20 protein-coding genes are annotated in these 23,803 nt (G+C 68.7%); 4 read left to right on the top strand and 16 right to left on the bottom strand.

Annotated elements, in window-relative coordinates:
• Window positions 1–207 precede the first annotated feature (207 nt).
• The 5 genes from ACZ5ZX_RS06085 to ACZ5ZX_RS06065 all read right to left on the bottom strand — a co-directional run bounded on the left by ACZ5ZX_RS06085 (window position 208) and on the right by ACZ5ZX_RS06065 (window position 5,651).
• The gene (locus ACZ5ZX_RS06085) at window positions 208–750 is read right to left on the bottom strand and encodes a hypothetical protein (protein WP_465500860.1); all 543 of its coding nucleotides are present in this window, start codon (window positions 748–750) and stop codon (window positions 208–210) included.
• A gap of 28 nt (window positions 751–778) precedes the next feature.
• Window positions 779–3,196, bottom strand: coding sequence for a hypothetical protein (locus ACZ5ZX_RS06080; protein WP_465500859.1), 2,418 nt, complete (start codon window positions 3,194–3,196; stop codon window positions 779–781).
• The gene (locus ACZ5ZX_RS06075; RefSeq protein ID WP_465500858.1) at window positions 3,193–3,507 is read right to left on the bottom strand and encodes a hypothetical protein; all 315 of its coding nucleotides are present in this window, start codon (window positions 3,505–3,507) and stop codon (window positions 3,193–3,195) included. Before ACZ5ZX_RS06075 ends, ACZ5ZX_RS06080 begins: the two co-directional genes overlap by 4 nt.
• A 139-nt stretch (window positions 3,508–3,646) precedes the next feature.
• Window positions 3,647–3,952: an acyl carrier protein gene (locus tag ACZ5ZX_RS06070; RefSeq protein WP_465500857.1), complete on the bottom strand. Its 306-nt coding sequence runs from the start codon at window positions 3,950–3,952 to the stop codon at window positions 3,647–3,649.
• Window positions 3,942–5,651 (bottom strand): fatty acyl-AMP ligase, encoded by a 1,710-nt coding sequence (locus ACZ5ZX_RS06065; protein ID WP_465501055.1) that lies wholly within the window; start codon window positions 5,649–5,651, stop codon window positions 3,942–3,944. Before ACZ5ZX_RS06065 ends, ACZ5ZX_RS06070 begins: the two co-directional genes overlap by 11 nt.
• Before the next feature lie 15 nt (window positions 5,652–5,666).
• Here ACZ5ZX_RS06065 and ACZ5ZX_RS06060 point away from each other — a divergent pair, with 15 nt between their 5' ends.
• Entirely contained in the window at window positions 5,667–6,599 is a 933-nt protein-coding gene (locus ACZ5ZX_RS06060) for a cytochrome P450 family protein (protein ID WP_465500856.1), read from the top strand.
• Window positions 6,600–6,603: 4 nt separating this feature from the next.
• On the opposite strand, the gene ACZ5ZX_RS06055 is transcribed toward ACZ5ZX_RS06060, so the two are convergent.
• The 6 genes from ACZ5ZX_RS06055 to rplM form a co-directional block, all read right to left on the bottom strand.
• Entirely contained in the window at window positions 6,604–7,095 is a 492-nt protein-coding gene (locus ACZ5ZX_RS06055) for a hypothetical protein (RefSeq protein ID WP_465500855.1), read from the bottom strand.
• Between the two features lie 19 nt (window positions 7,096–7,114).
• Window positions 7,115–9,598 carry a hypothetical protein gene (locus tag ACZ5ZX_RS06050; RefSeq protein ID WP_465500854.1) on the bottom strand — a complete coding sequence of 828 codons (2,484 nt, stop codon included), beginning with the start codon at window positions 9,596–9,598 and terminating at the stop codon, window positions 7,115–7,117.
• Entirely contained in the window at window positions 9,598–9,906 is a 309-nt protein-coding gene (locus tag ACZ5ZX_RS06045; RefSeq protein WP_465500853.1) for a type VII secretion target, read from the bottom strand. Before ACZ5ZX_RS06045 ends, ACZ5ZX_RS06050 begins: the two co-directional genes overlap by 1 nt.
• Window positions 9,907–10,043: 137 nt before the next feature.
• Entirely contained in the window at window positions 10,044–11,378 is a 1,335-nt protein-coding gene (gene glmM / locus ACZ5ZX_RS06040) for a phosphoglucosamine mutase (RefSeq protein WP_465500852.1), read from the bottom strand.
• Between the two features lie 228 nt (window positions 11,379–11,606).
• Window positions 11,607–12,119, bottom strand: a complete 513-nt coding sequence (gene rpsI / locus ACZ5ZX_RS06035) for a 30S ribosomal protein S9 (RefSeq protein WP_074038207.1) — start codon at window positions 12,117–12,119, stop codon at window positions 11,607–11,609.
• Window positions 12,120–12,133: 14 nt separating this feature from the next.
• Window positions 12,134–12,586, bottom strand: coding sequence for a 50S ribosomal protein L13 (rplM, locus tag ACZ5ZX_RS06030; protein ID WP_037314750.1), 453 nt, complete (start codon window positions 12,584–12,586; stop codon window positions 12,134–12,136).
• A gap of 276 nt (window positions 12,587–12,862) precedes the next feature.
• On the opposite strand from rplM, the gene ACZ5ZX_RS06025 reads away from it, so the two are divergent.
• On the top strand, window positions 12,863–13,753 hold the full coding sequence (locus ACZ5ZX_RS06025; protein ID WP_465500851.1) for a hypothetical protein: 891 nt from the start codon (window positions 12,863–12,865) through the stop codon (window positions 13,751–13,753).
• Between the two features lie 62 nt (window positions 13,754–13,815).
• Entirely contained in the window at window positions 13,816–14,550 is a 735-nt protein-coding gene (locus ACZ5ZX_RS06020) for a DUF4333 domain-containing protein (protein WP_465500850.1), read from the top strand.
• A gap of 122 nt (window positions 14,551–14,672) precedes the next feature.
• Here the strand turns inward: ACZ5ZX_RS06020 and ACZ5ZX_RS06015 are convergent, their stop codons facing one another.
• The 5 genes from ACZ5ZX_RS06015 to eccCa all read right to left on the bottom strand — a co-directional run bounded on the left by ACZ5ZX_RS06015 (window position 14,673) and on the right by eccCa (window position 21,971).
• Window positions 14,673–14,957: a WXG100 family type VII secretion target gene (locus ACZ5ZX_RS06015; RefSeq protein WP_125691155.1), complete on the bottom strand. Its 285-nt coding sequence runs from the start codon at window positions 14,955–14,957 to the stop codon at window positions 14,673–14,675.
• Window positions 14,958–15,010: 53 nt separating this feature from the next.
• Entirely contained in the window at window positions 15,011–15,331 is a 321-nt protein-coding gene (locus ACZ5ZX_RS06010; protein ID WP_076153463.1) for a WXG100 family type VII secretion target, read from the bottom strand.
• Between the two features lie 233 nt (window positions 15,332–15,564).
• Complete coding sequence (locus ACZ5ZX_RS06005; protein WP_465500849.1) at window positions 15,565–15,927, bottom strand: hypothetical protein; 363 nt, start codon at window positions 15,925–15,927, stop codon at window positions 15,565–15,567.
• Between the two features lie 12 nt (window positions 15,928–15,939).
• Window positions 15,940–17,895, bottom strand: a complete 1,956-nt coding sequence (locus tag ACZ5ZX_RS06000) for a type VII secretion-associated protein (protein WP_465500848.1) — start codon at window positions 17,893–17,895, stop codon at window positions 15,940–15,942.
• 68 nt (window positions 17,896–17,963) lie between these two features.
• A complete protein-coding gene (gene eccCa / locus ACZ5ZX_RS05995) occupies window positions 17,964–21,971 on the bottom strand; it encodes a type VII secretion protein EccCa (protein ID WP_465500847.1) in 4,008 nt (1,335 codons plus the stop codon).
• Window positions 21,972–22,432: 461 nt separating this feature from the next.
• On the opposite strand from eccCa, the gene eccD reads away from it, so the two are divergent.
• Complete coding sequence (gene eccD, locus ACZ5ZX_RS05990) at window positions 22,433–23,797, top strand: type VII secretion integral membrane protein EccD (protein WP_465501054.1); 1,365 nt, start codon at window positions 22,433–22,435, stop codon at window positions 23,795–23,797.
• Window positions 23,798–23,803: the final 6 nt, after the last annotated feature.

Raw genomic sequence — 23,803 nt, 5'->3', positions numbered from 1 at the left:
GATTAGCCCGCTAAAGGCGACACGGGCCGGAGCGAGAGGCCGGGCCGCCAGATCGCGATTAGCCCGCTAAAGGCGACCTCGGCCGCGCTGGGTGCACCGCCCGGCGGATCGCGATTAGCCCGCTAAAGGCGACTCGGCCGGGCAGGCGAAGTGGGCGAAGAGAAGGGCCCGGCTCTGGTGAGCCGGGCCCAAAGGACGTGAAGCGGGTCAGTCGACCATCCACGAGTTGTTCGAGAAGTCGTCGTCGTCGAAACCCTTGTCGTCGCGGGCGTGACGACCTCGACGACGCGCCGGCGCGGCAGGTTCCTCAGGCGCCGCGCCACTCGGCGCGGGCGTGGGCACCGCGGGCGGGACGTCCACCGTCGCCGGCATTCCGGGCACCCCCGGCGCGACCGGAAGCGGCGGCGGCGGAGCGACCGGCCGCGAAGCGTCGAGGCCAGACCGAGCACCGAACTCGGCGAACCGGGCGTCCGGTTTCTCGTCGTCCTCGATGTCGAAGCCCATCGTGTGGCTGCGGTCGGCGGTCGTCTTGCCGGTCAGCCAGCCACCCGCCTCCTTGCTCCGCTTCCCCAGTTCCTGCATGTGGGCGGCGTACTTGTCGTGGACGGCCGCGTCCTTCTGCATGGTCTCCATCGCCTGAGCCTTGGCGTCGGCGAGGTGCCGCTCTCGCAGCCCCCGCTGCTCCAACTGCTCCGTGATGGCGGCGTCCTGCCTGGACATGGCGGCCGCCAGCCGGTCAACAGCGCTCATCGGTCCTCCCTCGTTCCCCGGCTACCGATCATCGCTCGTAGCTGATCGAACGGTCGCCGCCCTCGTCGTCGAGCGACCCGCTGATCCGGCCACCCGCGCCACTGGTCTCGAAGATGCCACCCTCGACGCGGTACTGGCTCGACCCGCGTTGCGTGTCACCCCCACCACCACCGGCCGCGCCGCCCATGGCACCCATTCCGCCCATCATGCCGCCCATGCCACCCATTCCGGCACCCCCGGACGCCCCGCCGGCACCGGCGCCCGCGGGTGCGGGGTCCATCCCGCCGGGCGCCATCCCGAGTCCGCCGTCGGTCCCGGCAGGCTGCGCACCGCCCCCGGACTGCATGCCTGGTTCCAGTGAACCGGCCTCGTTCAGCGCCCCCGCCGAACCGCCCTCACCGACACCGCCGAGCGCGCCTTCGAAACTTCCTCCGCCGCCGCTGGCCGTCGGCACGGTGCCTTCTCCACCGGCGCCCGACACGGCGCCACCGGAGGCCTCGGCCCCCGCGGACACCGCGGCGGTCCCTTCGCCACCACCGGCTCCACCTCCGACACCGGCACCGACCTCGACGCCGCCCGGAGCGCTGAAGCCTCCGCCGCCCGCCACACCGGCATCGGCCGGTGCGGGCATCGTGCGCACGTCGTCCATCCGGCCCGGCTGGGGGTTGCCGGGATTCCGGTCGTCGAGACCGTTCTTGAGGTCGTCGGTCGGGACGACGTCGCCGGGCTTGAGCTCCTTCTTCTCACCCTTTTCGTCGAGGGTGTAGGTCGTCGGCTCGCCCTTGCCATCGTCGACGGTCACCACGGTCGGGCCGTTCGGGCCCTGCGGCTGCTCCGCGGTGATCTTGAGGTTGCCGTCCTGGATGTGGATCTTGCCGTCCGGACCGGGCCGGTAGACACCGTCGGCGCCAGGCTGGCCTTCCTTGACCGCGCCCTGCGGGCCGAACTCGCCGTCTTTCTTGCCGTCCTTGCCCTCTTCGCCGGGCTTGCCGTCTTCGCCCTTCGGGTCATCGAAGTCGAGCTTGTAGTCCTTTTCGTGACCCTTGCCGTCGTCGACCTTGATGTCCATCTTGCCGTCTTTGTCCGGCTCGGTCATCTCGATCTTGTTGTCACCCTTCTGGACGGTCATGGTGTCCTGACCGTCGAGGCCGTCCTTGATCGCTTCGCCCGTCGCCGGGTCGATCGGATACGGCTTGCCGGTTTCGGGATCCAGCTCGAGCGGCTTCCCGGTGACCGGGTTCATGCCGTCAGCGGGCTTGTCCTCCGGCTTGGGCGCCTCGGGAACCGTCGCCGCCGGCGGCGTGCCGCCACCTCCGCCGGGCGGGGTACCACCCCCGCCGCCGGGGGGCGTCCCGCTGCCGCTGCCATTTCCGTTCCCATTCCCATTGCCGTTTCCGTTGCCCTTGCCATCGTCGGCGGGCGGCTTCGCGGCTCCGGGCGCGGGGAACGGATTCGTGTAGTCCTCCATGAACCGCGAAAGCTCGTGATATTGCGTGTTGATCGTGTCGGTCGCGTTCTTGCAGAGCTTTTTGAAGTTCTCGAACCGCTCACCGAACTCTTTGGCGAACGAACCCTTCAGCCACTGCTTCGCGGCCCCGATCGCATAGTCCTTGTTCTCGTCGTTCAGCTTGCAGTCGTCGTGACGCAGCCGCTCGGCGAGATTGTTGCCCGGACACGCGGAGTCGAGCCAGTACGCGACATCCAAGAGCTTTTCTTTGGAACCGACGTTGCCGTTCGCGATCTCGACGACCTGTTTCGCCGTGAACAGCGGCGCCGTGGCGACCTTGTCGACGCGCAGCTTCAGCGTTTCGTCGACCTTCAGCTTGAGCGCGCTGTAGATCTTGTCGATGGTCGAAGGCACCAGTTTGATGGCGCCGTCCATCTGCGCGATGAGCTCTTTCGCGTCAGGCTGGATTCGCTGCTCGTATTTGACCTTCGCGGCCGTCGCACCCTCCCCCTTCCAATCGTGGAAGAGCGTGGTCAGCGCCGTTGTCGCGTCGGTCCTGGTCTGCTCGACGGCTTTCTTCGCATCGCCGAGATCCTCGACCTCGTCGAACATCTTCTGGAAATTGATCTCGCGGTTCTCGTGGAACCGGTCCCAGACATCGGTTTTGTAATTGATCTCGTACGGCCGGTCCGGCATCTTGTTCCAGACCTGCTCGGCCCAGTCGGAAAAGAAGTCGAGCGCCGGGTTCCCCAGATCGAGCACCTGATCGGACTTGGTCGTGGAACCGCCCGCGGCCGGCCTGGCCATGGCGTCGAGATCCTTGTCCGCCTTCTCCACGGCGGTCTTCTGCTTCTTGTCCGCGGCCGCGTTCGAGTCACGCTCGGCGATGGCCTTCTCGTACGCCGCGTCGCCGCCGAAGAGCAGCTTGTCCTTCGTGCCCTGCGTGATGTACGGGTCGTCGAGGAGCGCCTTCTTCTGCTCCCACGTGTACTTGCTCATTGCGTCCCCGCCTTGTTGGCAGCCGCGGCGTTCGCCTGGTCGGATGAGGTGTAGCGGGTCGACGCGGTACTGACGCCACCGGCGAGCTGGGTGAGCTGGCCCGCGTAGCCCTTCATCGCGTCGGAAATGGCGAGGATCCCGGTGGCGTAGCCCTTCTGATAGTCCTTGTGCACCCGGCCGAAGTCCGCGGGTTGCACCTGGGTCGGTCCTACCTTCCCCGCCTCGGACGTCGTGTGCTCAGCCGCGCGCTCCAACGACGTCGACGCCGTGAGCATCGCCTCTGAATCGGCTTTGTAGCCCCCGTCCGGCATGACCGGTGCCCCCTTCGTCCCGCTGTATCCGCCTCGTTGTCCTACCTACGACGCACGCCGGCGGCATCAGGTGCCATCGCATATGCACACAAGAATGTACCCACCGGTCACCGAAGCCGCAGGAACATTCCTACCTTTGCTAACTCAAACGGTTTCGGCGCAAGAAGCCTGGTAGACCGCGTTTTCGCGGTTGCCCGCCCGCTTCGACGGCTTCGGCGAGCACAGCCGCCGCTCCGCGGATGTCGACCAGGCGATCCAGCTCGTCGAGGTCGATGTCGATGCCGAATTCCACCTCGACCGTCGCCAGGAGCCGGACCCGGCGCCGGGAGTCGACGCCCATTTCGGCGAACGGCGTGTTCTCGTCGATGGTGTCCGGATCGACGTCGAAGGTCTTGCAGACGAGGGCCTTGATCTCGTCGACGTACTCGCTCCCGTCAGCTGCCATGAGGGGATTCTGTCCCATCCGCCGTCCAGTACCGCGTTCTGGCCGCGGAACGCGCGACCTTGCCGCTGGAGGTTCGCGGCAGCCCGCCGGGTTTCACCAGGAGGAAGGCCTTGAGCCGCACGTCGTGCCGTTCGGCGACGGCGCGGGTGGCCGCCCGCGCGACCTCGTTTTCGTCGAAGTCGGAGGCCTTCCGCGCGCGCTCGGCGACCACGACGATGCCCTCGCCGTCGTCCAGGTCGACCGAGAACGCGGCGACCCGCTCTGGCCCGAGAAGGGGATGAGCGGCGGCGACGGTCTCTTCGATGTCGTGGGGGCTGTGGTTGCGGCCGTCGATGATGATCAGGTCCTTCAGGCGTCCGGTCACCGAGAGCCTGCCGTCCCGGATCCAGCCCAGGTCACCGGTGCGGAGCCAGCCGCGCTCCCCGTCGAGTTCGGCGTCGAACACCTCGGCGGTCAGCTCCGGCCGTCGCCAGTACCCGGCCCCCACGTTGGGCCCCTTGACCCAGATCTCGCCCGTCCCGCCCATGTCGCCTTTAGCGGGCAAAACGCGATCCGCCGGGGCGACGACGCGGACCCGCTGGCCCCGTGGCCAGCCGATCTCGACGATCTCGCGGCCGTCCACCTCGGTCACCGCCGGCCCGCTGGAGTCGCCGCTGGCGACGTAGACCGTCGCCTCGGCCAGGCCGTAGGACGGCCTGAACGCGCCCCTCGGGAAGCCGTGGGGCTCGTAGGCTGCGAGGAAGTCCCGGACGGTCGCCGCCCGGACCGGTTCGCTGCCGCTGAGCGCGATCGACACCGTCGACAGGTCGTACTCGGCGCGCTTCGACTCGGGCACGGCCTCGGTGACCAGGTCGTACGCGAAGTTCGGGGCCGCCGTGAGCGTGTTCGGATACGCCGACATCAGCAGCAGCCAGCGCTCCGGGCGCCGGATGAACTCCAGCGGCGCGATGAACACCGTCCGGCCGCCGCAGTGCATCGTCCCGGCGATCAGTTGCGCCAGCCCCATGTCGTGGAAGAACGGGATCCAGCCGACACACGTGGTGTGCTCGCCGACCTCGTAGGCCTCGCAGATCTGCCAGCACGAGGCCGAGAGGGCCCGATGCGTGATGATCACGCCGGCGGGTGAGCGCGTCGTACCGGACGTGTACTGCAGGTAGGCGGGGTCTTCGGGCGAAACCGGCGCGGGAAGGGATCGGTCCGCCGGATCGAGCGGCAGGGTGTCGACGGCGACGATCTCGCGCGGCGCCGGAACCGCCTCGGTCGAGGCGAACTCCCCGAGCCGCTCGACCAGCGCTTCCGAGGTGAGCCAGATGTCGGCGTCGCAATCGTTGAGGACCCCGACGAGCCGCTCGCGGTGTGCGCGGACGTCCGGCGCGGACAACGGCACCGCGACGGCTCCGGCGTACAGCGCGCCGAAGAACGCGACGATGTACGAGAGGTCCTGTCGCGCCGTGATCGCGACGCGGTCTCCAGGCTGGATCAGCCCACGGAGCTTCGCCGCGACCGCGCGGACGTGGACGAGGAGTTCCGCCCAGGTCAGCGTGTCTTCGACGAGCTCGTGCCGGTTCGAGCAGTCGAGGTGCGTGTACGCCGGGCGCTCGACTTCGGCGCGCTCGAGCAAGCGGTGCACCAGTGGCGTCCGCAACACTTCCTCGGGCACTTCTTTTGTGGACACTGGCACCTTCTCCGGCCGCTGCATGGGCATCATACGAACGTGGACGACTTCTTCGTGCTGGACGATCCGGCGGACCGCGTCAAAGCCCTGCGCGACCGCGAGCTCAGCTCGAATCCGGGCGGTGCCGCCGCCGAGACCCCGAACCTCCTGCTGATGGACGGCGCGGACCACCGGCGGCTGCGCGCGGTCGTCAAGGAGGTCATCGCCCTGGTGGAGCCGCTGCCGGAGGAGGTGCTCGCCGACCTCCGCATCGCGATTAGGGGGCTAAAGTCGCGCGCTCGGTTCGACCTGGTGGCCGACTTCGCCAGGCCGGTGGCGGCCAGGGTGGCCCAGGCGGTGCTCGGCACTGTCGAACCGCTTGACGAGAAGCTGCTGACGAACCTGTCCGAGACGGCCGCGAACCTGGACGTCTGGTCGGGCGGACCGGCCGGAGCCGACACCGCCGCGCTCAGGGTCGCGATGTTCTTCCTCAAGGCGACGGCCGTCGAAGGCGGCGGGCTGGCGCTGCTCCGCGAAGCACACGAAGCAGACCGGATCACCGAAGACGAACTGATGATCACGCCGGTGATGCTCGCCCACGCCGCGTACGAGAACTCCATGAACTTCCTCGCCCTCGGCGGCCTCGAACTCCTACGCCGCCCAGACGTCCTGGACGACGTACGCGGCCTGATCCACGAAATCGCCCCGACCCGCTTCGCCGCCCGCCGCGTGATCGCGCCGTTTTCCTTGGCGGGCAAGGATTTCACGACCGGGGACAAACTCGCCATCCCGCTGGGCCCCGACGCCGAACTCGCGTTCGGCCTCGGCAGGCACACCTGCCCCGGCTCGCGAGTCGCGGTCGCCGAGGGAGAAGTGGCGCTGCGCGCCCTCGCCGAGATCCTGACTCCCGGCCACGTCGCCGAAGACGTCCGGTACAAGACCCACTCCGTCTTCCACGGCGTCGAGCGGGCCATCGTGACGCTGCGAACCTGACGGCTCAGGTCGCCAGCCAGTCGGTGTTGGCGAAATCGTCGTCGTCACCCCGCGCGGCGGCCGCTCGCCGGTGCCGTCCGGCCGGACGCTCTTCCTGGACCGGCGCCGGGGGCGGCGGGGGTGGCGGGGGTGGCGGCGGCGCCGCCGACGGGGCAGGCGGCCGGTAGGCGACCGGCGGCTCCTCGGCCGTCCGGTACCCGGCACGGCGCTCGTTCTCGGCCTCGTCCTCCTCGAACCCGAAATCGCCGTCGTCTTCGACCTTCTCGGCCAGCGTCGACTCGGTCGCCCAGCCGCCCGCGGCCTTGGCCCGCCGCTTCTGCTCGAGACGCGCGGTCAGCGCCGCGCTCGTCTCCTGCTTGAGTTTGTCGCCTGCGGCCTGGGTCTCCTCGATCGCCTTGGTCGCCCGGTTGTCGACCAGGTACATCCGATCGCCGTTCTCGCGTTCCAGCCCGGCCAGCTTGTGCCGGAGTCTGGCGAGATCCTCCTCAGGATTCACTGATCCCCTCCCCTGACCGCTAGCGGAAGCCGATTACGCCGTCGTCGTCGAGCGACCCGCTGATCCGGCTGCCCGTCGACGTGGCGGTGTCGAACAGACCTCCGTCGACCCGGTACCCGCTGGACGTGCGCTGCTGGTCTTCACCGGACCCTTGCCCGCCTCCTGGCGCTCCGCCGCCCATCATGCCCATACCGCCCATCATCCCCGCCCCGGCCGCGGCCGGGTCCTGGGCGCCTCCGCCCGGAGCGGAACCGAGTCCGGGCGGCGCCGAGGGAGCGGTCACGCCGCCACCGGATCCGGCGGGATCCGACGTGTCACCGAGGGCGTCGTCATTCTCGTCGAACGGGTTGCTCAACGATTGGGCGGTCGTCGATTCGGAATCGCTGTCCACCGCTGCCGCCGCCACCGGTTCGGGCTGGTGAGCGGTTTCCGCGGGCACCGAGGCGGGTGCTCCGCCGCCGACACCGCCGGACGTCGCGTCGTGCTGACGGACGTCCTGCCCGACATGCTGACGCGCGGCCTCTTCAACCGGCCGCGCCGGCGCGGCTTCCGCCGCGTGCCTACCAGCCGCCTGCGGCGCGGGATCCGTGCTCGCGTGACGTCCGCCCGCGGGCTCGTCCTCGCCAAGGGTGTACTTCGCAGGATGCCCAGACCCGTCGTCGACGGTCACCAGCGTCGGCCCGCCGGGGCCGTCGGGCCGTTCCGCGGTGATCTTGAGGCCGCCGTCCTCGATGTGGATCTTGCCGTCGGGGCCCGGCTGATAGACCTGCCCTGGGCTCGCGAGGGGACGCGAGGCAGGCTGCTGGTCCAGCCGCTCGCCGGTGTCCCGGTGCAGGGGCCCGCCCGCCGCGTCGCCGGTCCCTGGCGTGGCCTTGCCGTCCCCGAAATCGAGGTTGTAGTCCTTGGCCTGTCCAGTGCCGTCCTGGACGGAGATGTCCATCTTCCCGTCGGCGCCGGGCTCGGCCATGGAGATCTTGCGGTCGCCCTGCTCGACCGTCATCGTCTCGGGCCGGGTGCCGTCCTTGATCGCCTCGCCCGTGCGCGGATCGATCGGATACGGCTGCCCGGTCGCCGGGTCGACGTCGAGTGGCTTGTCCGTGACCGGGTTCTTCTCCTGCCCCGGCACCTCGGGCTTTTCCGGCTGCATGTACTCGACCGCACTCGGCGGCGGCTTCTGCCCGCCACCAGACGACGGGCCACCACCGCCGGACGACGGACCTCCGCCACCGGAGGACGGGCCACCACCGCCGGTGTCCTTGCCGCCACCGCCCTTTTCGACAGGCTTCTCGCCACCCGTCTCGGGAGTCTTACCCAAATCGGCGTAGGGATTCTCGACAACCTGGCCGAGCGAATCGGAGTACGCCTTCCACGCGCCGTTGATCGCGTCACGCGTGTTCTTGCAGACCAGCTGGAAGTTCTCGATGTGCTTGCCGAACCAGCCGAGGAAGACATTCTTCAGCCAGGCCACCGCCTGAGGCTTGAGAACCTCGTCGATGGTGCTCTGGTCGATGTCGCCACCATCGTCGTTGAACGCGTTCTTGGCTTCGATGCTCAGGAACTTGATGCAGTGGATGATGTCGTTCTGGCTGCACGAGCCGTCGGCGATGCGGATGATCCGCTCGATGTCCTGGGCCGTGGCGCCGTCGATGTTGTCGGTGTACCACTTCTGCAGCCACTCGACCTTTTCCCGGCAGAACTTGCCCACCGAGGCATTGGTCCGCACCAGCCCGTCTGCTGCCGCCTTGAACGCCTCGGCGACCAGATTGGTCTTGTCCGAGTAGGCCTTCTGATAGGCGCGCGCCTGATCGGCCGCGGCGCCTTCCCAGGTGCCGAGCGAGTTTCCGAGCTTTCCGGAGACGTCCTGCGCCGAGCCGGTGATGGCCGTGCCGACCGCGGCCAGCTCGTCCGCGCTCGCCTTGAACAGGTTGAACGGGATGTTGTCCTGTTCGTGGTACAGCCGCTGAAGTTCGCCGAGGGAGACGGCCGCCCCGCCGCCGGCCAAGCTCAGCGCGCGGACGTAGAGCGGGTGGAAGATCTCATAGACCTTGAACCCCGACAGACCGGGGACCATGATGTCATTCGAGTTCGCGCAACCCGGGTCGGTCTCGGTGGCGCGACCGGCGATCTCCTGGGTTTTCGCCGCGTCCTTGTTCAGTGCGTCACGATCACCCTGCCGACCAGCGGCCTGGTTCGCGTCGTACTTCTCGTGCGCGGTCTTGTAAGCCGCCTGGACATCTTCGAGGTAGGCGGTGTTGTCACCGATGTCGCTTTCGGTGATCCAGTCACCGTTCATCGACTTGATGTAGTCCCGGAACCGGTTCCGCTCGTCTTCGCTGGCGAAGCCGCAGCTTTCCGGGGTCTCGTCCTCGATGTAGTCGATGTAGTTGAGGGCGAGCTCGCGTTTGGTGTCGCGATCGATGTTCGGGTCGTTGAGGATCTTCTCGACTTCGGCCCGGCTGGGAATGTCGTGCCCGGTGTCACCACCGACATCTGCGAGAGGCATCAGTGCTTCCTCATCTCGGCGGCGTTGGCATCCTCATTGGACTGATAGAGGTCCTTGGACGCCGCCAGCTTCCGACCGAACTCGTCCGACGCCGCGAGGTAGCTGCGCGCGCACTTCGCCAGGCGCTGGATGCCGGCTGAATAGCCGGTGAAACAGTCCCCGTGCGCCGGCCCGAAACTCCCGGCGTTCAGGTTGATCTGCTCGACCGCCCCGATCGGCCCTTCACAGGCCTGCTTGGGCAGGTCCTGCAAGACCTTGGCTGCCTCGTTCAGCTGCGCTGGATCGACCTTGTGCCCTTTGCCCGTCACCCTTCACCCTCCCCTGAGTGCTCACGTCCGGTCCATGATCGGACGCGCGCGGCACCGGTTCGGTGCCCGTGACCCGCACACGGAATGTACCGGGCCGGTAACCAGGGCGCAGCGACTTGGAAAGAACGTGAGAGGGCTTACGAGGCCGAGGAGACGACCCCGGCGAGCCTGTCGGCGGCCGCTTGTGCGGTGTCGTGCGCGGTGGCCTCGACCATGACGCGGACCAGTTGTTCGGTGCCCGACGGACGCAGCAGGACGCGGCCCTCCTCACCGAGTTCGGCCTCGACGGCGCCGACGGCATCGCGGACGGCGGCCGAGACGGCGACCGCGGCCTTGTCCGCCACGGGGACGTTCACCAGCACCTGCGGCAGGCGGTTCATGACGGCGGCGAGTTCGGCGAGCGACTTGCCGGTGGAGGCCATGCGGCTCATCACCCGCAACGCGGTGAGCAGGCCGTCGCCGGTGGTCGCGTAGGCGGGAAGGACGACGTGACCCGATTGCTCTCCACCGAGCGCGAACCCGCTCGCACGGAGTTCCTCGAGGACGTAGCGGTCGCCGACGGCGGTGGTGACGAGGTTGATGTCGTGCGCGCGCATCGCCAAGTGCAGGCCGAGGTTGCTCATGACCGTGGCGACCAGGGTGTTCTTGGTCAGCTCGCCGGTCTCGGCGAGGGCCAGCGCGAGGACGGCCATGATCTGGTCGCCGTCGACGAGCTCACCCGCGGCGTCGACCGCGACACAGCGGTCGGCGTCACCGTCGTGCGCGATCCCGAGGTCGGCGCCGTGCTCGACGACGGCCGCGCGCAACGCGTCCGGGTGATTCGACCCACAGTGTTCGTTGATGTTCACGCCGTCCGGCTCGGCGTGGATCGCGATGACCTCGGCGCCCGCCTTGCGGTAGACCTCGGGGGCCGCGAACGACGACGCGCCGTTGGCGCAGTCGACGACGACGCGGAGACCCGCGAGCGGATGCGGGGTGGCCGACAGCAGGTGCTGGATGTAGCGATCACCCGCGTCGGGGACGTCCTGGACGCGGCCGACGCCGATGCCGGTCGGGCGGGTGACGGGAGCTTCGAGACCGGCCTCGATCTCGTCCTCGATCCCGTCGGGAAGCTTGTGGCCGCCTGCCGCGAACAGCTTGATGCCGTTGTCGGGCATGGGGTTGTGGGAGGCGGAGATCATCACGCCGAGGTCCGCTTCGAGCGCGCCGACCAGGTAGGCGACGGCGGGCGTGGGGAGTACGCCGAGGCGGAGCACGTCCGCGCCGGCGGACGTGAGGCCTGCCACAACGGCGGCCTCGAGCATCTCGCCGCTGGCTCGCGGGTCGCGGCCGACGACCGCGACGGGACGGTGCGAACGGTCGTGGGCGGCGAGAACGCGCGCCGCGCTGGCGGCGAGCGCGAGCGCCAGCTCCGGGGTCAGCTCCTCGTTGGCGAGGCCACGTACGCCGTCGGTACCGAATAGACGTGCCATCTGTCGACCTCCTTGAAAAACCACCACGACAACCTAGCGAGTGCCCAGGCCTGTGTCCCCGCACCCCCGATTTCGCCTTTAGCGGGCTAAACGCGACACGGGTGGGGCGCGTGGGGCACACGGGACTGCTGTGACAACGGGCCCGCGGGGACGAAAGGACCCGGGAAACACGGAAGCGCCCATCCGAGAGACGGATGGGCGCTTCCGCGGGTTGCGCCAGAGGCGCGATCAGCGCTTGCTGTACTGCGGAGCCTTACGGGCCTTCTTGAGGCCGTACTTCTTCCGCTCCGTGGCGCGGGCGTCACGGGTCAGGAAGCCGGCCTTCTTCAGTGCCGGGCGGTCGTCGGCGTCGACCTCGACGAGCGCGCGAGCGATCGCGAGGCGGAGCGCACCGGCCTGGCCCGAGATCCCGCCACCGTGCAGGTTGGCGAAGATGTCGAACGAGTCGGGCTTGTCGACCGTCACCAGCGGCTCACGGATGAGCTGCTGGTGCACCTTGTTCGGGAAGTACTCTTCGAGCGTGCGGCCGTTGAGCTTGAACTCACCGGTGCCGGGAACGACGCGCACCCGGACGACGGCCTCCTTGCGGCGGCCGACGGTCTGGGCGTTGCCACCCGCGGCACGCGAGGGGCGCGCACCGGCCGGGGTCTCGCTGGTCGCGACGGCGTCGCCGACCGCAGGGGTCTCCGTGGTCGCGACGGCCTCAACGGCCTCCGTCGCGGTCTCCTCGGTGCTGGTCACAGACTGTTCCTCACTCACTGCGCGACCTGCGCGATCTTGGTGATCTCGCGCGCCTGCGGCTGCTGCGCGGCGTGCGGGTGCCCGGGGCCGGCGTAGACCTTGAGCTTCTTCGCCTGGGCGCGGCCGAGCTTGTTCTTCGGGAGCATGCCCTTGACGACCTTCTCGAGCAGGTGCTCGGGCTTGGTGTCGAGCAGTTCGCCGAAGGAGCGCTTACGCAGACCACCGGGGTAACCGCTGTGCCGGTACGCGAACTTCTGCTCGCGCTTGTTACCGGTGAGCGCCACCTTCTCGGCGTTGACGATGATGACGAAGTCACCGGTGTCCACGTGCGGGGCGTAGGTCGGCTTGTGCTTGCCGCGCAGCAGCGTGGCGACCTCGGTCGCGAGCCGGCCGAGCACGACATCCTCGGCGTCGATCACGTGCCAGGCACGAGTGACGTCGCCGGGCTTGGGGCTGTACGTGGGCAAGGGTCTACCTCGTCGTCAACATTGCGTGTGGGTTCTGTGCGGGCCTAGCGCTTACGCGCCGCAGCGCACAACGACATATGAAGATACCCCCACGCCCGACCCTACTGCGAAGCGGGGGTCGGTCCGGGGTCCCATACTAGGACCGGCGCCCGGCGGGCGCCCCGCAATCGTACCCCGCCGGTGTGGCGGAACCGCCCACGGCATCACCTTCGGCGGGGGAGGATGAGACGATCCGGTCGCGCACCGCGCGCGGGGACTCGATTCAGGGGAACGGCGATGAACAAACGGCCAACGATCATCTTGTGCGTGCTGGGCGCCGTGCTGGCACTCACCACCGCCTGCGGCCAGGCCAGGGCGGGCAACGCCGTGCCGAAGGGCGACGACGCCGCGGCCTACGTCGGCACGAAGTTCGAAGCGGCGATGAACAAGCTGCAGGACACGATCGGCGACCAGCGGGACGTCACCAGCGAATCGGGTGCCTACTTCCGCTTCGACGAGAAGTACATCCGCAGCACGATCTCCTCGGCCCGCACCGGTTCCCCGGAGGGCCGGGTCAGCCGTCAACGCTCGCAGAAGAACCCGGACGACAGCATCGACTGGTACACCCCGGCCGACGGGACCGTCGAATACGTCTACCTCGGCCCCGTCTACAAGAGCCTCGCCCCGACACCGTGGGTTTCGATGCCGAAGTCGGAGGCCGGGCTGACCATCCCCTGCGCCTGGGTCGGGATCATCACCGCCTGCAAGATGGCCGACGCGATCGCCGTGGCCTACAACGCGGACAAGAAGATCGTGAAGGGCGCGAAAAGCCTCCCGGAGAACCGGATCGAGCTCACCGCCGACGTCCCGTTCGGGAAGTTCATGGAACGGCGGGTGGAGATCCTGCCGCCGTCGATCAGCGGGGCGATCACGGCCGAGATGAAGAAGGCCCCGGTCCGGACGACCGTCTCCCTCAACTCGGACGGGACGCTGAACCAGATCGTGATGGAAGCCAAGATCGAGGGCGGCGGGCACAAGCTTGAGCTGCGCTACGACTTCCGCTTCACCGGCAAGGCGAGCACCCAGGACCTGCCGAAGCTGCCGGACGCCTCGCAGATCACCGTGCTGCCGGACAAGGCGGCCAAGGATGATTTCAACCGCCGGTTCAGCGAGCTGAAAGGCGTCTGAGGCATGTCCGAACGCCGTTGTCCCGACGCCGTGAAATTCTCGATGTCCCGAGGTGACCACCGATGAGCCAGGCGCCCGAACAGCAGCCGCAACAGCCGCAACAGTGGTGGCAGCCGCCGTCGAATCCCGGGAGCCAGCAGGAAGGGCAGGCCACCGGACCGCATTCCGGGCAGTGGCAGCAAAGCGACCCGAACGCGGCGAGCACCGGGTCCTACACCGGGCCGTGGCAGCAGTCCGGTCAGCCCGGCGTCACCGGCTCGTTTTCCGGGCCGTGGCAGCAAAGCAGCGCTCCCGCACCGGGAACGGCGTGGCAGCAGCAACCACCACAGCAACAACAACAGCAGCCCGCGCCGCAGCAGAATTGGCAGGCGCCGCAACAGACTCCACCACAGGGGCAGTACGGCGGCGGGTTCCAGCCCGCGCCGTCGTCGTCCCAATACGGCGGACTCGGCGCTTTCGGGGCAGAGCCCGCGAAGAAGCCGAAGGTTTCCAAGAAAACGTTGCTGATCGGCGGAATCGCCGCGGCCGTCGTGATCGCGGGCGGGGTCGGCGCTTGGCTGCTCGGCGCTTTCGCGGGCGACAGTCTCGATCAGAAGTCGGTCCAGGACGGTGTCGTCCGCGTGCTCAACGAGCATTACGGGGAACCGGACGTGAAGAACGTGGCGTGTCCATCCGGCCAACCGGTGGAGAACGGCACCACGTTCGACTGCTCGATCGATCTTTCGGGAAAGCAGAAGAAGGTCACCGTCCGGGTGCTGAACACCACGCCGGAATTCGAGGTCGGCGCACCGCACTGATCGCCGCCGGACAGGAAAAGCCGCGACGGATCCCGTCGCGGCTTTTCCTTTGACACAAACGAAACGGCGGGCTCGGCATCCGAAGATGCCTGCCCGCCGTTGCTCGTTCGGAGCCGGAAGACTCAGAACAGGCCGGTGACGCCCTGTTCCGTGGCCTGGTAGCCGTCGGCCAGCTGCGGCAGCACGCCGGCGACCTGCGCGAGCAGCTGCTTGAGCTCCTCGAACTTGTTGTCCCACTCCTGCTGAGCGGCCATGTACGCGACCTTCGCGTCACCGTCCCAGGTGTTGACCAGCGGGGACAGGTCGCTCTTCAGCTGCCCGAAGAGGGACTCCAGCTCGCCACCGGTGTTCTTGCAGTCGTCGGCCGCCGCGTGGATCGTGGCGTAATCGACCTTCATCTCGCCCATAAGTTCCTCCAGTCAGAAATAAGAAGTCTTGGTTTTGGTGTGGTGTAGCCGAATCAGCCGAGGACGCCGAAGCCCTGGTTGACCGACTTGATGAGCTCCTGCTGCTGCTGCTCGGTCGCGTTGTACTTCGAACCGGCCTGCTCGAGCAGGTCACCGATGTTCTGGAGGGCCTGGTTGAGCCCACGGCCCGCCGAGTCGAAGCGCGTCATCACGTTGTTGAACGCGAGCGCCGCGTCGCCGGTCCAGCCCGCACGGGTGGCTTCGATGTTGTCGCGAAGCTTGCTCAGGTTCTGGTCCATCGAGACGCGGACCTCGGTCACGCGCTTCTCGGCCTCGGTGAACTGCTCAACTGTCCCGGTAAATCCGCCAGCCATGGGAGCTACCCCCTTCGTTCGTGGTTTATCCGTACTCGGTGAAGTTCGTTTGGTACGGACCTACGACGGAGACACTGCCACGTCTGGTTCCCTCTTGTCGCTCGTTGGTTTCAAGTAGTTGCTTGCGTTAACGCTCGCGGTGGGAACCGGCCGTGGGAACCCGGGCGGCACGCTGCGAATCGCGTGCGGAAAAGGGCTTTCACCACGCGATTTAGCAAACGCACAGTGGTCGGTCAATCGCCTCGGCTCATGATTCGCGACTGCGAAAAGTCCTCGTCGTCGTCACCCACACGTGGCCTTCTGGGCGCCGATTCTGGCCGAAGGGGAACCAGGTCCGCCGCCGAGGGCAAAGCGGGGACCGGAAGACCGGCGCCGGCACGGAACCGTTTCGCGGCGTTGCGGACGACACTCGGGGTCGGGGCGGTCTCCCCGCCGGCGAGCCGTCCCTTGCCGAATTGCTTCGCCAGCTCGGCGTTTTCTCCCCGGCGGCGTTCGTAACGCGCCTTGGCGGTGCGGGCGACCTGCCGGGCGTAGGTGACCGCGTCACGCCCTGTGCGCGCGAAATGCTCGGCGGCGGTCTCGGGTTCGGGTGCCATCCGGCTCCCCCTTCAGTTGACGACCACCATCGTTTTGACGACCTGCTCGCAGGCCGCGCTCACGCGTTGTTCGAGCGGTGAGCCGGTGCCGTACTGGCAACCGATGTGGACGCGGATCTTTCCCTGTGCGACGACGTACCAGTCGACGCGCGCGCTCGGCTTGGTCTCGCGGTAGTAGATGACGGTTTTGCCGGCATAGTTCGCGGCGCCGTTGAAGCCACTGTACTTATGGGGCGCGCTCCGCGCCCCGGAACTGATTTCGTCGACGAGCTTCTGCCTGTCGGCCGTCGCGTCGTAGTCCATCACGTACTCCTGGGCGACCACGAGGTCGTCCCCGGTGAGGGAATCGCTCGGATGGATCACCACCTGACGCTGGGCGACCCGGTCGTCGGTCTGCGTCCAGTCCAGCGGCGCGATGAAGCGGTAGTCGTACTGGGCGAGCGTCCGCCCTTCCGGCTCGCCCTCCCCGCTGTTGACCGCGAAGAGGACACCTCCGACGACGGCCACCACGGCCACTACGGCCGCGGCGATGATCCAGGGGGTCTTCTTGTTCTTCCCGCCGCGCTCGGCCGGTTTGCTCTCGTGGGCGGGCGCCCCCGGCCGCCACGGCTGCGGTGCCGCTATCCCCTGCTGCCCCATCGGCGGCGACGGCGGCCCCTGCCGCGTCGCGTTTAGCGGGCTAAACGCGCTCTGTGGGGGCGGGGCGGGCTGGTGAGCGCCAGGCGGGAACTGGGGGCGCTGGACGTCGGGGCGCCGGTCGGGGTGGGACGGCGCGGGGGCACCACCCGCGCGGGAGACCGCGGAGGCGGCCAGCGATCCCGTCCGGTCCGGGTCGATCAGCACCGCGCGCAGGGCGCCGCGGGCGACCACGGTCTCCGGCTGGTCGAGGGTCGTGGGCACGACACCGGTCCGCTCGTGCACGAGCCGCGACACCATCGGGATCCGGCTGGACCCGCCCACGAGGAAGATCGCGGTCAGCTGCTTCGGCCGCAGCCCGGAATCGCCGATCGCGGCCACCGTCAGCTCGACCGCGCGCCCGAGCGGGCCCGCGATGAGCCGCTCGAGGTCCTCACGGGTCACATGAGCGTCAGCGAACGGCGGGGGCATCGGGACGTCGGTGTACGCGTGCCGCGACAACGTCTCCTTCGCACCGCGCACGTCCTGCCTCAGGACGCGGCGCCGCCGCCGGTCGGTGAGTTCGCGGCCCTCGACCAGCTTCCGCCATTCCGGCGGATCGACGGACGACACCAGTGAGCCGACGTGCTCCAGGAGCGCCTGATCGACGTCCGCCCCGCCGAAACTCGGGTCCCCGCGGGTGGCCAGCACCTGGAACCCGGCGCGTTTAGCGGGCGAACTGCGATCCGCGGGGCTGCCGGGCATGCGCTGGACCACGGAGACGTCGACGGTGCCACCGCCGAGGTCGAGTACCGCGAGGGCGTCACCGGGACGACCGCTGAACTCGACGGTGCGCTCGGAGTTGAGATCGGCGGGAGCGAACGTCGCCGCGTGATAGACCGCCGCGGCGACCGGCTCCGGCACGAGCGCGACCTGGCGAGCGAGCCCGCCCGCCGCCTGCCGGAGCAGGCGGGTCCGGGTCGCGCCCCAATCGGCAGGGTGAGTCAACACAAGCAACTCGACCTCGGAGTCACCGCCGAGGCGGCGCGCCTCCGTCACCGCGCGTTTCAGCACGGCGTGCACGACGTCGGTCACGCGGAGGACGTTGTCACCCAGCAGCAACTCGCCTTCGTCGATCCGGCGCTTCGGGTTCGGCTCGTAACGCGACGGGTCCACCGCCGCCTGCCGTTCCGCCTCCTGGCCGACGAACAGCGTCCCGTCCGGCGCGGCGTAGACCGCGGACGACATCAGGGGCTGCCCGTCCACCACGACGACCTGCGGCTCACGGCCGTTGATCGAAGCGACCACGCAGGTGCTCGATGTCCCGAAGTCCACCGCTACCCGCACTGTCACAAGCCACTCCCGCAGATCGTCGTCGTCACCCCACGCCCAGCCTGTACCTCACCTGGTTCCGCGGGAGGTCAGTCCGGCTGGATCCACGAGACCTGCATGAGCTGCTTGCCGTGCTTCCGGGTCACGAGATTGCCTCGGCCCGGCGGCATCTGGCTCGGCTTCACGTTGGCGACGAGGTTGCCCTCGTCACGCGAACCGTTCATGACCATACCGGGCGCCGCGATCTCCCTGAGCTTGCCGAGGATCGGGTCGAACATCGCCCGGCTCGCGCCACCGCTTCGGCGCACCACGACGATGTGCAGACCGACGTCCTTCGCCTGCGCGAGGAACTCGGCGAGCGGCTTCAGCGGGTTGCTCGTCTGGGTGGCGACCAGGTCGTAGTCGTCGACGATGATGAACAGCTCCGGACCGGTCCACCAGGACCGCGTCTTCAGCTGTTCCTGCGTCACGTCCGGACCGGGGAGCCGCCGGGTCATCGACCCGTGGACGTCCTTGACCATGCTGTCCAGCTGCGCGGCGGAAACCGCGTAGCCGAGCAGCTGGTCTCCGCCGATGAAGCCGAGCATCGTGCGCCGGTAGTCGACGAGGATGATGACCGCTTCCTGCGTCGTGTACCGCTCGGTGATACCCCGGGTGATCTGGCGCAGCAGGTTCGTCTTGCCCGATTCACCGTCCGCGAACGCGTAGAAGTGCGAGTCGGCGGCGAAGTCGAGGTAGATCGGCTGCAGGTCTTCCTCGTTGACGCCGATCGGCACCAGCTTCGTGTTGCGCTTGGTGTCGATGCTGAGCACCTCGTCGTAGGTGACCATCTCGGGCAGCAGGCGGACCTGCGGCGCCGGGCGGCCACGCCACGCGCCCTTGATCTTCGCCACGGCGTCGGCGACACCGGCGGCGACGTCGTCGGCGTTGCTCGAGCCGTCGATCCGGGGAAGACCGGTCAGGAGGTGCAGCTTGTCCCTGGTCAGACCGCGACCGGGGCGACCGGCCGGAACGTTCACCGCGACCCGGCGGTCGATGTCGGACTCGCTCGGGTCACCGAGGCGGAGCTCGAACCGGGTACCGATCATGTCCTTGATGGCCGGGCGGATGTCCGCCCACCGGTTCGCCGCGATGATGACGTGCACGCCGTAGGAAAGACCCTGGGTGGCGAGCTTGGTGATCGAGGTTTCCAGCTCGTCGAAGTCGTCCCGCAGCGCCTTCCAGTTGTCCACGATCAGGAAAGCGTCACCGAAGGCGTCGTCTTCGGGCTTGATCTCGCCGCGCCGTTTCCGGTTGCGGAACTCGTTCATCGAGTCGATGCCCAGCGCGCCGAACCTGCCTTCCCGCTCGGTGAGCAGGGTGGTCAGCTCGGCGACGATCCGGCGGGCCTTGTCCGGCTCCCGCCGGGCGACGGCGACGCCACCGACGTGCGGCAGGCCCTGGAGACCGGCCAAGGTACCGCCACCGAGGTCGAGCGCGTAGAACTGCGCCTCTTCGGGGGTGTGGGTCAGCGCCATCGACATGATCAGCGTCCGGAGCATGGTCGACTTGCCCGACTGCGGGCCGCCGACGATCACACCGTGCCCGGCGCCACCGGAGAAGTCGGCCCAGAGCAGGTCGCGACGCTGTTCGTACGGGCGGTCGACGATGCCGAGCGGCACTTGCAGCCGTCCGTTGCCGAAGAACCCGACCGGGGAAAGGCCGCGGTCGTCGGTGGGGTTCAGGTTGGGCAGCAGGGTGTCGAGCGAGTTCGGTTCCTTGAGCGGCGGCAGCCAGACCTCGTGAGCCGGCGGGCCCTGGCCGATCAGCCGGGACACGATCACGTCGAGCTCGCTCGGCTCGACGGCTTCCTCCGACTTGGCCTGCTCCACCGGGGCGGCCTCGATCTGCTGCGGCTCCGGCTCCTTCGGCAGTTCGACGAAGTCCGGGACGAACAGCTGCGGACGCTTGTCCGCGCGGACCACGGTCGCGACCGGGCCCGCCGCCTTGATGCCCGCGGGCCGGTACGGGCCCGAGACGTACGAAGCCTTGAAGCGGACCAGCGTCGAGGTGTCGTACTTCAGGTAACCGCCACCGGGGACGGACGGCAGCTCGAACGCGTCGGGCACACCGATCGCGGCACGGGATTCCGCGGCGGAGAAGGTTTTGAGACCGATGCGGTAGGAAAGGTGCGAGTCGAGACCGCGCAGCTTGCCCTCTTCCAGCCGCTGCGACGCGAGGAGCATGTGCATCTGCAGCGACCGGCCCAGCCGTCCGATGGCGACGAACAGGTCGATGAAGTCCGGCTTCGCGGCCAGCAGCTCGGAGAACTCGTCACAGACGATGAAGAGCGCGGGCAGCGGGTCGAGGTCGGCGCCGTTCTCACGGGCCTTCTCGTACTCCCAGACGTTCTTGAAGTTACCGCCGTTCTTCAGCGCCTCCTGGCGCCGGTTCATCTCACCGGCCAGCGCGTCCTTCATCCGGTCGACCAGCGTGACCTCGTCCGCGAGGTTGGTGATGACCGCGGAAACGTGCGGCGCGGCGTCCAGACCGAGGAACGTCGCACCACCCTTGAAGTCGACGAGGACGAAGTTCAGCGTGCTCGACGAATGCGTCGCCAGCATGCCGAGCACCAGGGTGCGGAGGAACTCGGATTTACCGGAACCGGTCGCCCCGATGCACAGGCCGTGCGGGCCCATGCCCTCCATCGCGGCTTCCTTGATGTCCAGCTCGACCGGCTGGCCGTACTCGCCGACGCCGAAGGGGACGCGGTAGCGGTCCCGCACCGGACGCGGCCGCCAGGCCTGCTGGACGTCGAAGGTCATCGGGTCGCCGGGGATGCCCAGCAGTTCGAGCAGGCCGGGGTTGGACAGCAGCGGCTCTTCCTCGGCGGCGTCCTGCGCGGCGGTGCCGACGCGGTAGGGCGCGAGGAGCCGGGCCAGCGCTTCGGCCTCGACCACGCTGAGCGTGTCCGGACGGCCGAACCATTCGACGCCGCCGGCGCTGCGCGCGCCGAGGCGGTCTTCCTCGACGACTAGCCGCAGACCACGACGGGCCGCGAGGTTGCCGATGGAGTCGGAAAGGTCGATCAGGGTGACGCCGACGAGGCCCTCTTCGAGGATGATCTGTTCCTCGCGGGTGACCTCGGCGTCGTCGATGACGATGACGACGTGCGGCTGATCCGGGGCGGGCGTCGCGTTACGGGAGAACCGCTGGCGGTCACGGAGTTCTTCGTCGAGCCACTGCTCGATCTGCGCGAGGGAGCCCGCCATCATCCGCAGCTGGCCGATGCCGTCGGCGAGCGCCGGGTGCTGGGCGTGCGGCAGCCACTTCGCCCACTCCCATTCTTCCTTGGCGCGGCCCGCCGTCGCGATCGCGATGAGGACGTCGTCGGGGCTGTGGAAGGTGACCAGCTGGGCCAGCATCGCGCGGGTGAGGCCGCGGGTCAGGCCGCGGTCGCCCTGCATGCTGACCGCGGCGAACCCGCGGAGGGTGATCTGGGTCGGCAGGTCCGGGACGATCGAGTGCGCGCGGACGAATCGGCGCAGGGCCAGCGTCGCGATCGGCTCCAGTTCGTCGACCGGACCGGTCTGAGGCGGCACGAGCCGTGTCGCGAGCCGGTGCGAACTGCGGCCGACGCGGAGGTGGAGGAAGTCCTGGTCGTTCTGGCGGCGTTCCCACATGCGGCGGCTCGCGGCCAGCGACCACAGCGTCTGCGGGTCGGGGTGGACCCACTCGAGCGCGGCGCGCTGGTCGACCATGGCCTCGCGGGCCCTGTCACGCATCTGGCCGAGGTAGCGCAGGTAGTCCTTGCGGTCCTCGTCCATCTCGGCCTTTTTGGCGCCGCCGCCCTTGCCCGCACCACCGGCCATCATGCCGACGGTGCTCAGCACCATCATGCCGCCCATCATCATCATCATGGGGTTGCGTCCACCGGTGGTGAACATGAAGACCATCATCCCGAGGGAGGCGACGATCATCACCGCCGGAAGCAGCTTCATGACGATGTTGCCCGGGATGGTGCGGGGCACCTCAGGCGGCGGTTCGAGATGCACCTCGCCACCCGGCGGCCGCGGCGCCGCCAGGCGCGGTGACTTCTTGAACTGCAGCGTGCTCATCGAAGGACCCCTCTTCAAACTCGACGATGGCGGCCACCGTTGGTGCGCGTACTGGTGCGCGAGACAACCTATCGAACGTGGCCGGGGAAAATCCGGACAACGCCGAGAACGACCCCGACCGGGGCCATACGCATGCCGGGGAGTGTAGGACGCGGGACCGACAAGACCCAACGAACCCGCAGGCCCCCGCCCGGCCCACGTCGCCTTTCGCCCCCTAATCGCGATCCGGCGGCCACGAGGCCCCCGCAGTACTTAGGAACGCTAAGCGTCGCGTTTAGCCCGCGAAAGTCGACGTGCCCGGCCCGCGGCGAGGGGGCCACGGAGGTCGTCTCCCTTACTTTTGCCGGTCTTTTTCCGACAGTCGATGATGTGCGCACCCGGGTTCGGTATAAGTTCCCCCGGGAGCAGACTCTCAGGGCAGGGGGAAGGCAGTGGCAACGGGCACGACGGTATTCAGCAGGGTGACGGTGGTCGCACCACGCACCCGGATCGACGTGGCTTTGCCGGCTGACGTCGCGGTGGCGGACCTGCTGCCCATGCTGTTGGAGATGGCGAAGGAGGCGACGCCGGACGGCGGCGCCCGCCACGGTGGCTGGGCGCTGGCGAAGCTCGGCGACGCGCCACTCGACCCGAGCCGGACCCTCGCGTCCCTCGGCGTCGTCGACGGCGAACTGCTGCAGCTGCGCAAGCGCAACGAGAACCCGCCTCCGCCGCTGTACGACGACGTCGTCGACGCGATCGCGGAGTCCTCCCCCGACAGCTTCCGCCCCTGGACCAAGGAGACGGCGCGCCGCTTCGGACACATCGCGGGCGGCCTGGCTCTGTTCTTCGCGGCCCTCGCGCTCTTCACCAGCGGCTCGTTCTACGGCGGCAATGCCCTCGCCGCCGCCATCGCCGGTGGTGTCGGCGCGATCGCGTGCGTCGCGATCGGCGCGACGCTGGCCAAGGCGTACAAGGCCGAGGCGACCGGCGTCCTGATCGCCGCGACAGGCGGCCTGCCGCTGGCCTTCGTCAGCGGGTTCTACATCGTGCCGGGCCTGTCCCTGTGGGCGAACCTGCTCCTCGCGAGCACCCTCGTGATCATCGTGGCGGCGGTCTGCATCCTCGTCATCGGCCACGGGATCACCACCTTCATCGCCGCCGCGACGACGGCCACCATCTCGGCGCTGACGTTCCTGGCCGCGACCCTCATCGACACCCCGATCGCCGGTGTCGCCGCCGGCGCGACCGCGTTCTCGCTGGCCTGCATCTCGATCCTGCCGCGCGCGACGATCAAGCTCGCCGCCCTCCCGACACCGCACGTTCCCGGCAGCGCCGAAGAACTCAAGGAAGACTCGGGCTTCCCGGACTACCGCGCCATCGAGCGCCGCACCGCGGTCGCCCACGAGTACATGACCGGCCTGCTGACCGGCTGCGGCGCGGCCACCGCGCTGTTCGCGATCATCGCCTCGACGTCGCCGTCGATCTTCGGGCCCATCCTCGGTGTGGTCGCCACGCTGGTCCTGCTCCTGCGGGCGCGGGCGTACGCGAACGGCGCGCAGGCCATCGCGCTGCTGACCACCGGCATGGTGTCCGGTGCCGGCATCCTGCTCGGCTGGATGTGGTCGGCGAGCCCGCTGAACCGCGTCCTGTTCGTGTTCGGCGCACTGCTGCTGATCGGCGCGGGCGCGCTCGTGGTCGGCGTGATCTTCCCGAACCAGCGTTTCTCGCCGCCGCTGCGGCGGACCGTGGAGATCTTCGAGGCCGTCTTCATCGCGACGGTGCTCCCGCTGGCGCTCGGCGTCATGGATCTCTACACCACGCTGCGCCACCTCAACTTCAAGTGACAACCC

Source organism: Amycolatopsis sp. NPDC033938 (genome assembly GCF_055575975.1).
This window is presented reverse-complemented; position numbering and strand designations above follow the sequence as displayed.

Bases quoted from the DNA above. Each gene is read 5' to 3' on its own strand.
- ACZ5ZX_RS06085 (WP_465500860.1), bottom strand. From the start codon at position 750: ATGAGCGCTGTTGACCGGCTGGCGGCCGCCATGTCCAGGCAGGACGCC.
- ACZ5ZX_RS06080 (WP_465500859.1), bottom strand. From the start codon at position 3,196: ATGAGCAAGTACACGTGGGAGCAGAAGAAGGCGCTCCTCGACGACCCG.
- ACZ5ZX_RS06075 (WP_465500858.1), bottom strand. From the start codon at position 3,507: ATGCCGGACGGGGGCTACAAAGCCGATTCAGAGGCGATGCTCACGGCG.
- ACZ5ZX_RS06070 (WP_465500857.1), bottom strand. From the start codon at position 3,952: ATGGCAGCTGACGGGAGCGAGTACGTCGACGAGATCAAGGCCCTCGTC.
- ACZ5ZX_RS06065 (WP_465501055.1), bottom strand. From the start codon at position 5,651: ATGCAGCGGCCGGAGAAGGTGCCAGTGTCCACAAAAGAAGTGCCCGAG.
- ACZ5ZX_RS06050 (WP_465500854.1), bottom strand. From the start codon at position 9,598: ATGCCTCTCGCAGATGTCGGTGGTGACACCGGGCACGACATTCCCAGC.
- glmM (WP_465500852.1), bottom strand. From the start codon at position 11,378: ATGGCACGTCTATTCGGTACCGACGGCGTACGTGGCCTCGCCAACGAG.
- ACZ5ZX_RS06025 (WP_465500851.1), top strand. From the start codon at position 12,863: ATGAACAAACGGCCAACGATCATCTTGTGCGTGCTGGGCGCCGTGCTG.
- ACZ5ZX_RS06020 (WP_465500850.1), top strand. From the start codon at position 13,816: ATGAGCCAGGCGCCCGAACAGCAGCCGCAACAGCCGCAACAGTGGTGG.
- ACZ5ZX_RS06015 (WP_125691155.1), bottom strand. From the start codon at position 14,957: ATGGGCGAGATGAAGGTCGATTACGCCACGATCCACGCGGCGGCCGAC.
- ACZ5ZX_RS06010 (WP_076153463.1), bottom strand. From the start codon at position 15,331: ATGGCTGGCGGATTTACCGGGACAGTTGAGCAGTTCACCGAGGCCGAG.
- ACZ5ZX_RS06005 (WP_465500849.1), bottom strand. From the start codon at position 15,927: ATGGCACCCGAACCCGAGACCGCCGCCGAGCATTTCGCGCGCACAGGG.
- eccCa (WP_465500847.1), bottom strand. From the start codon at position 21,971: ATGAGCACGCTGCAGTTCAAGAAGTCACCGCGCCTGGCGGCGCCGCGG.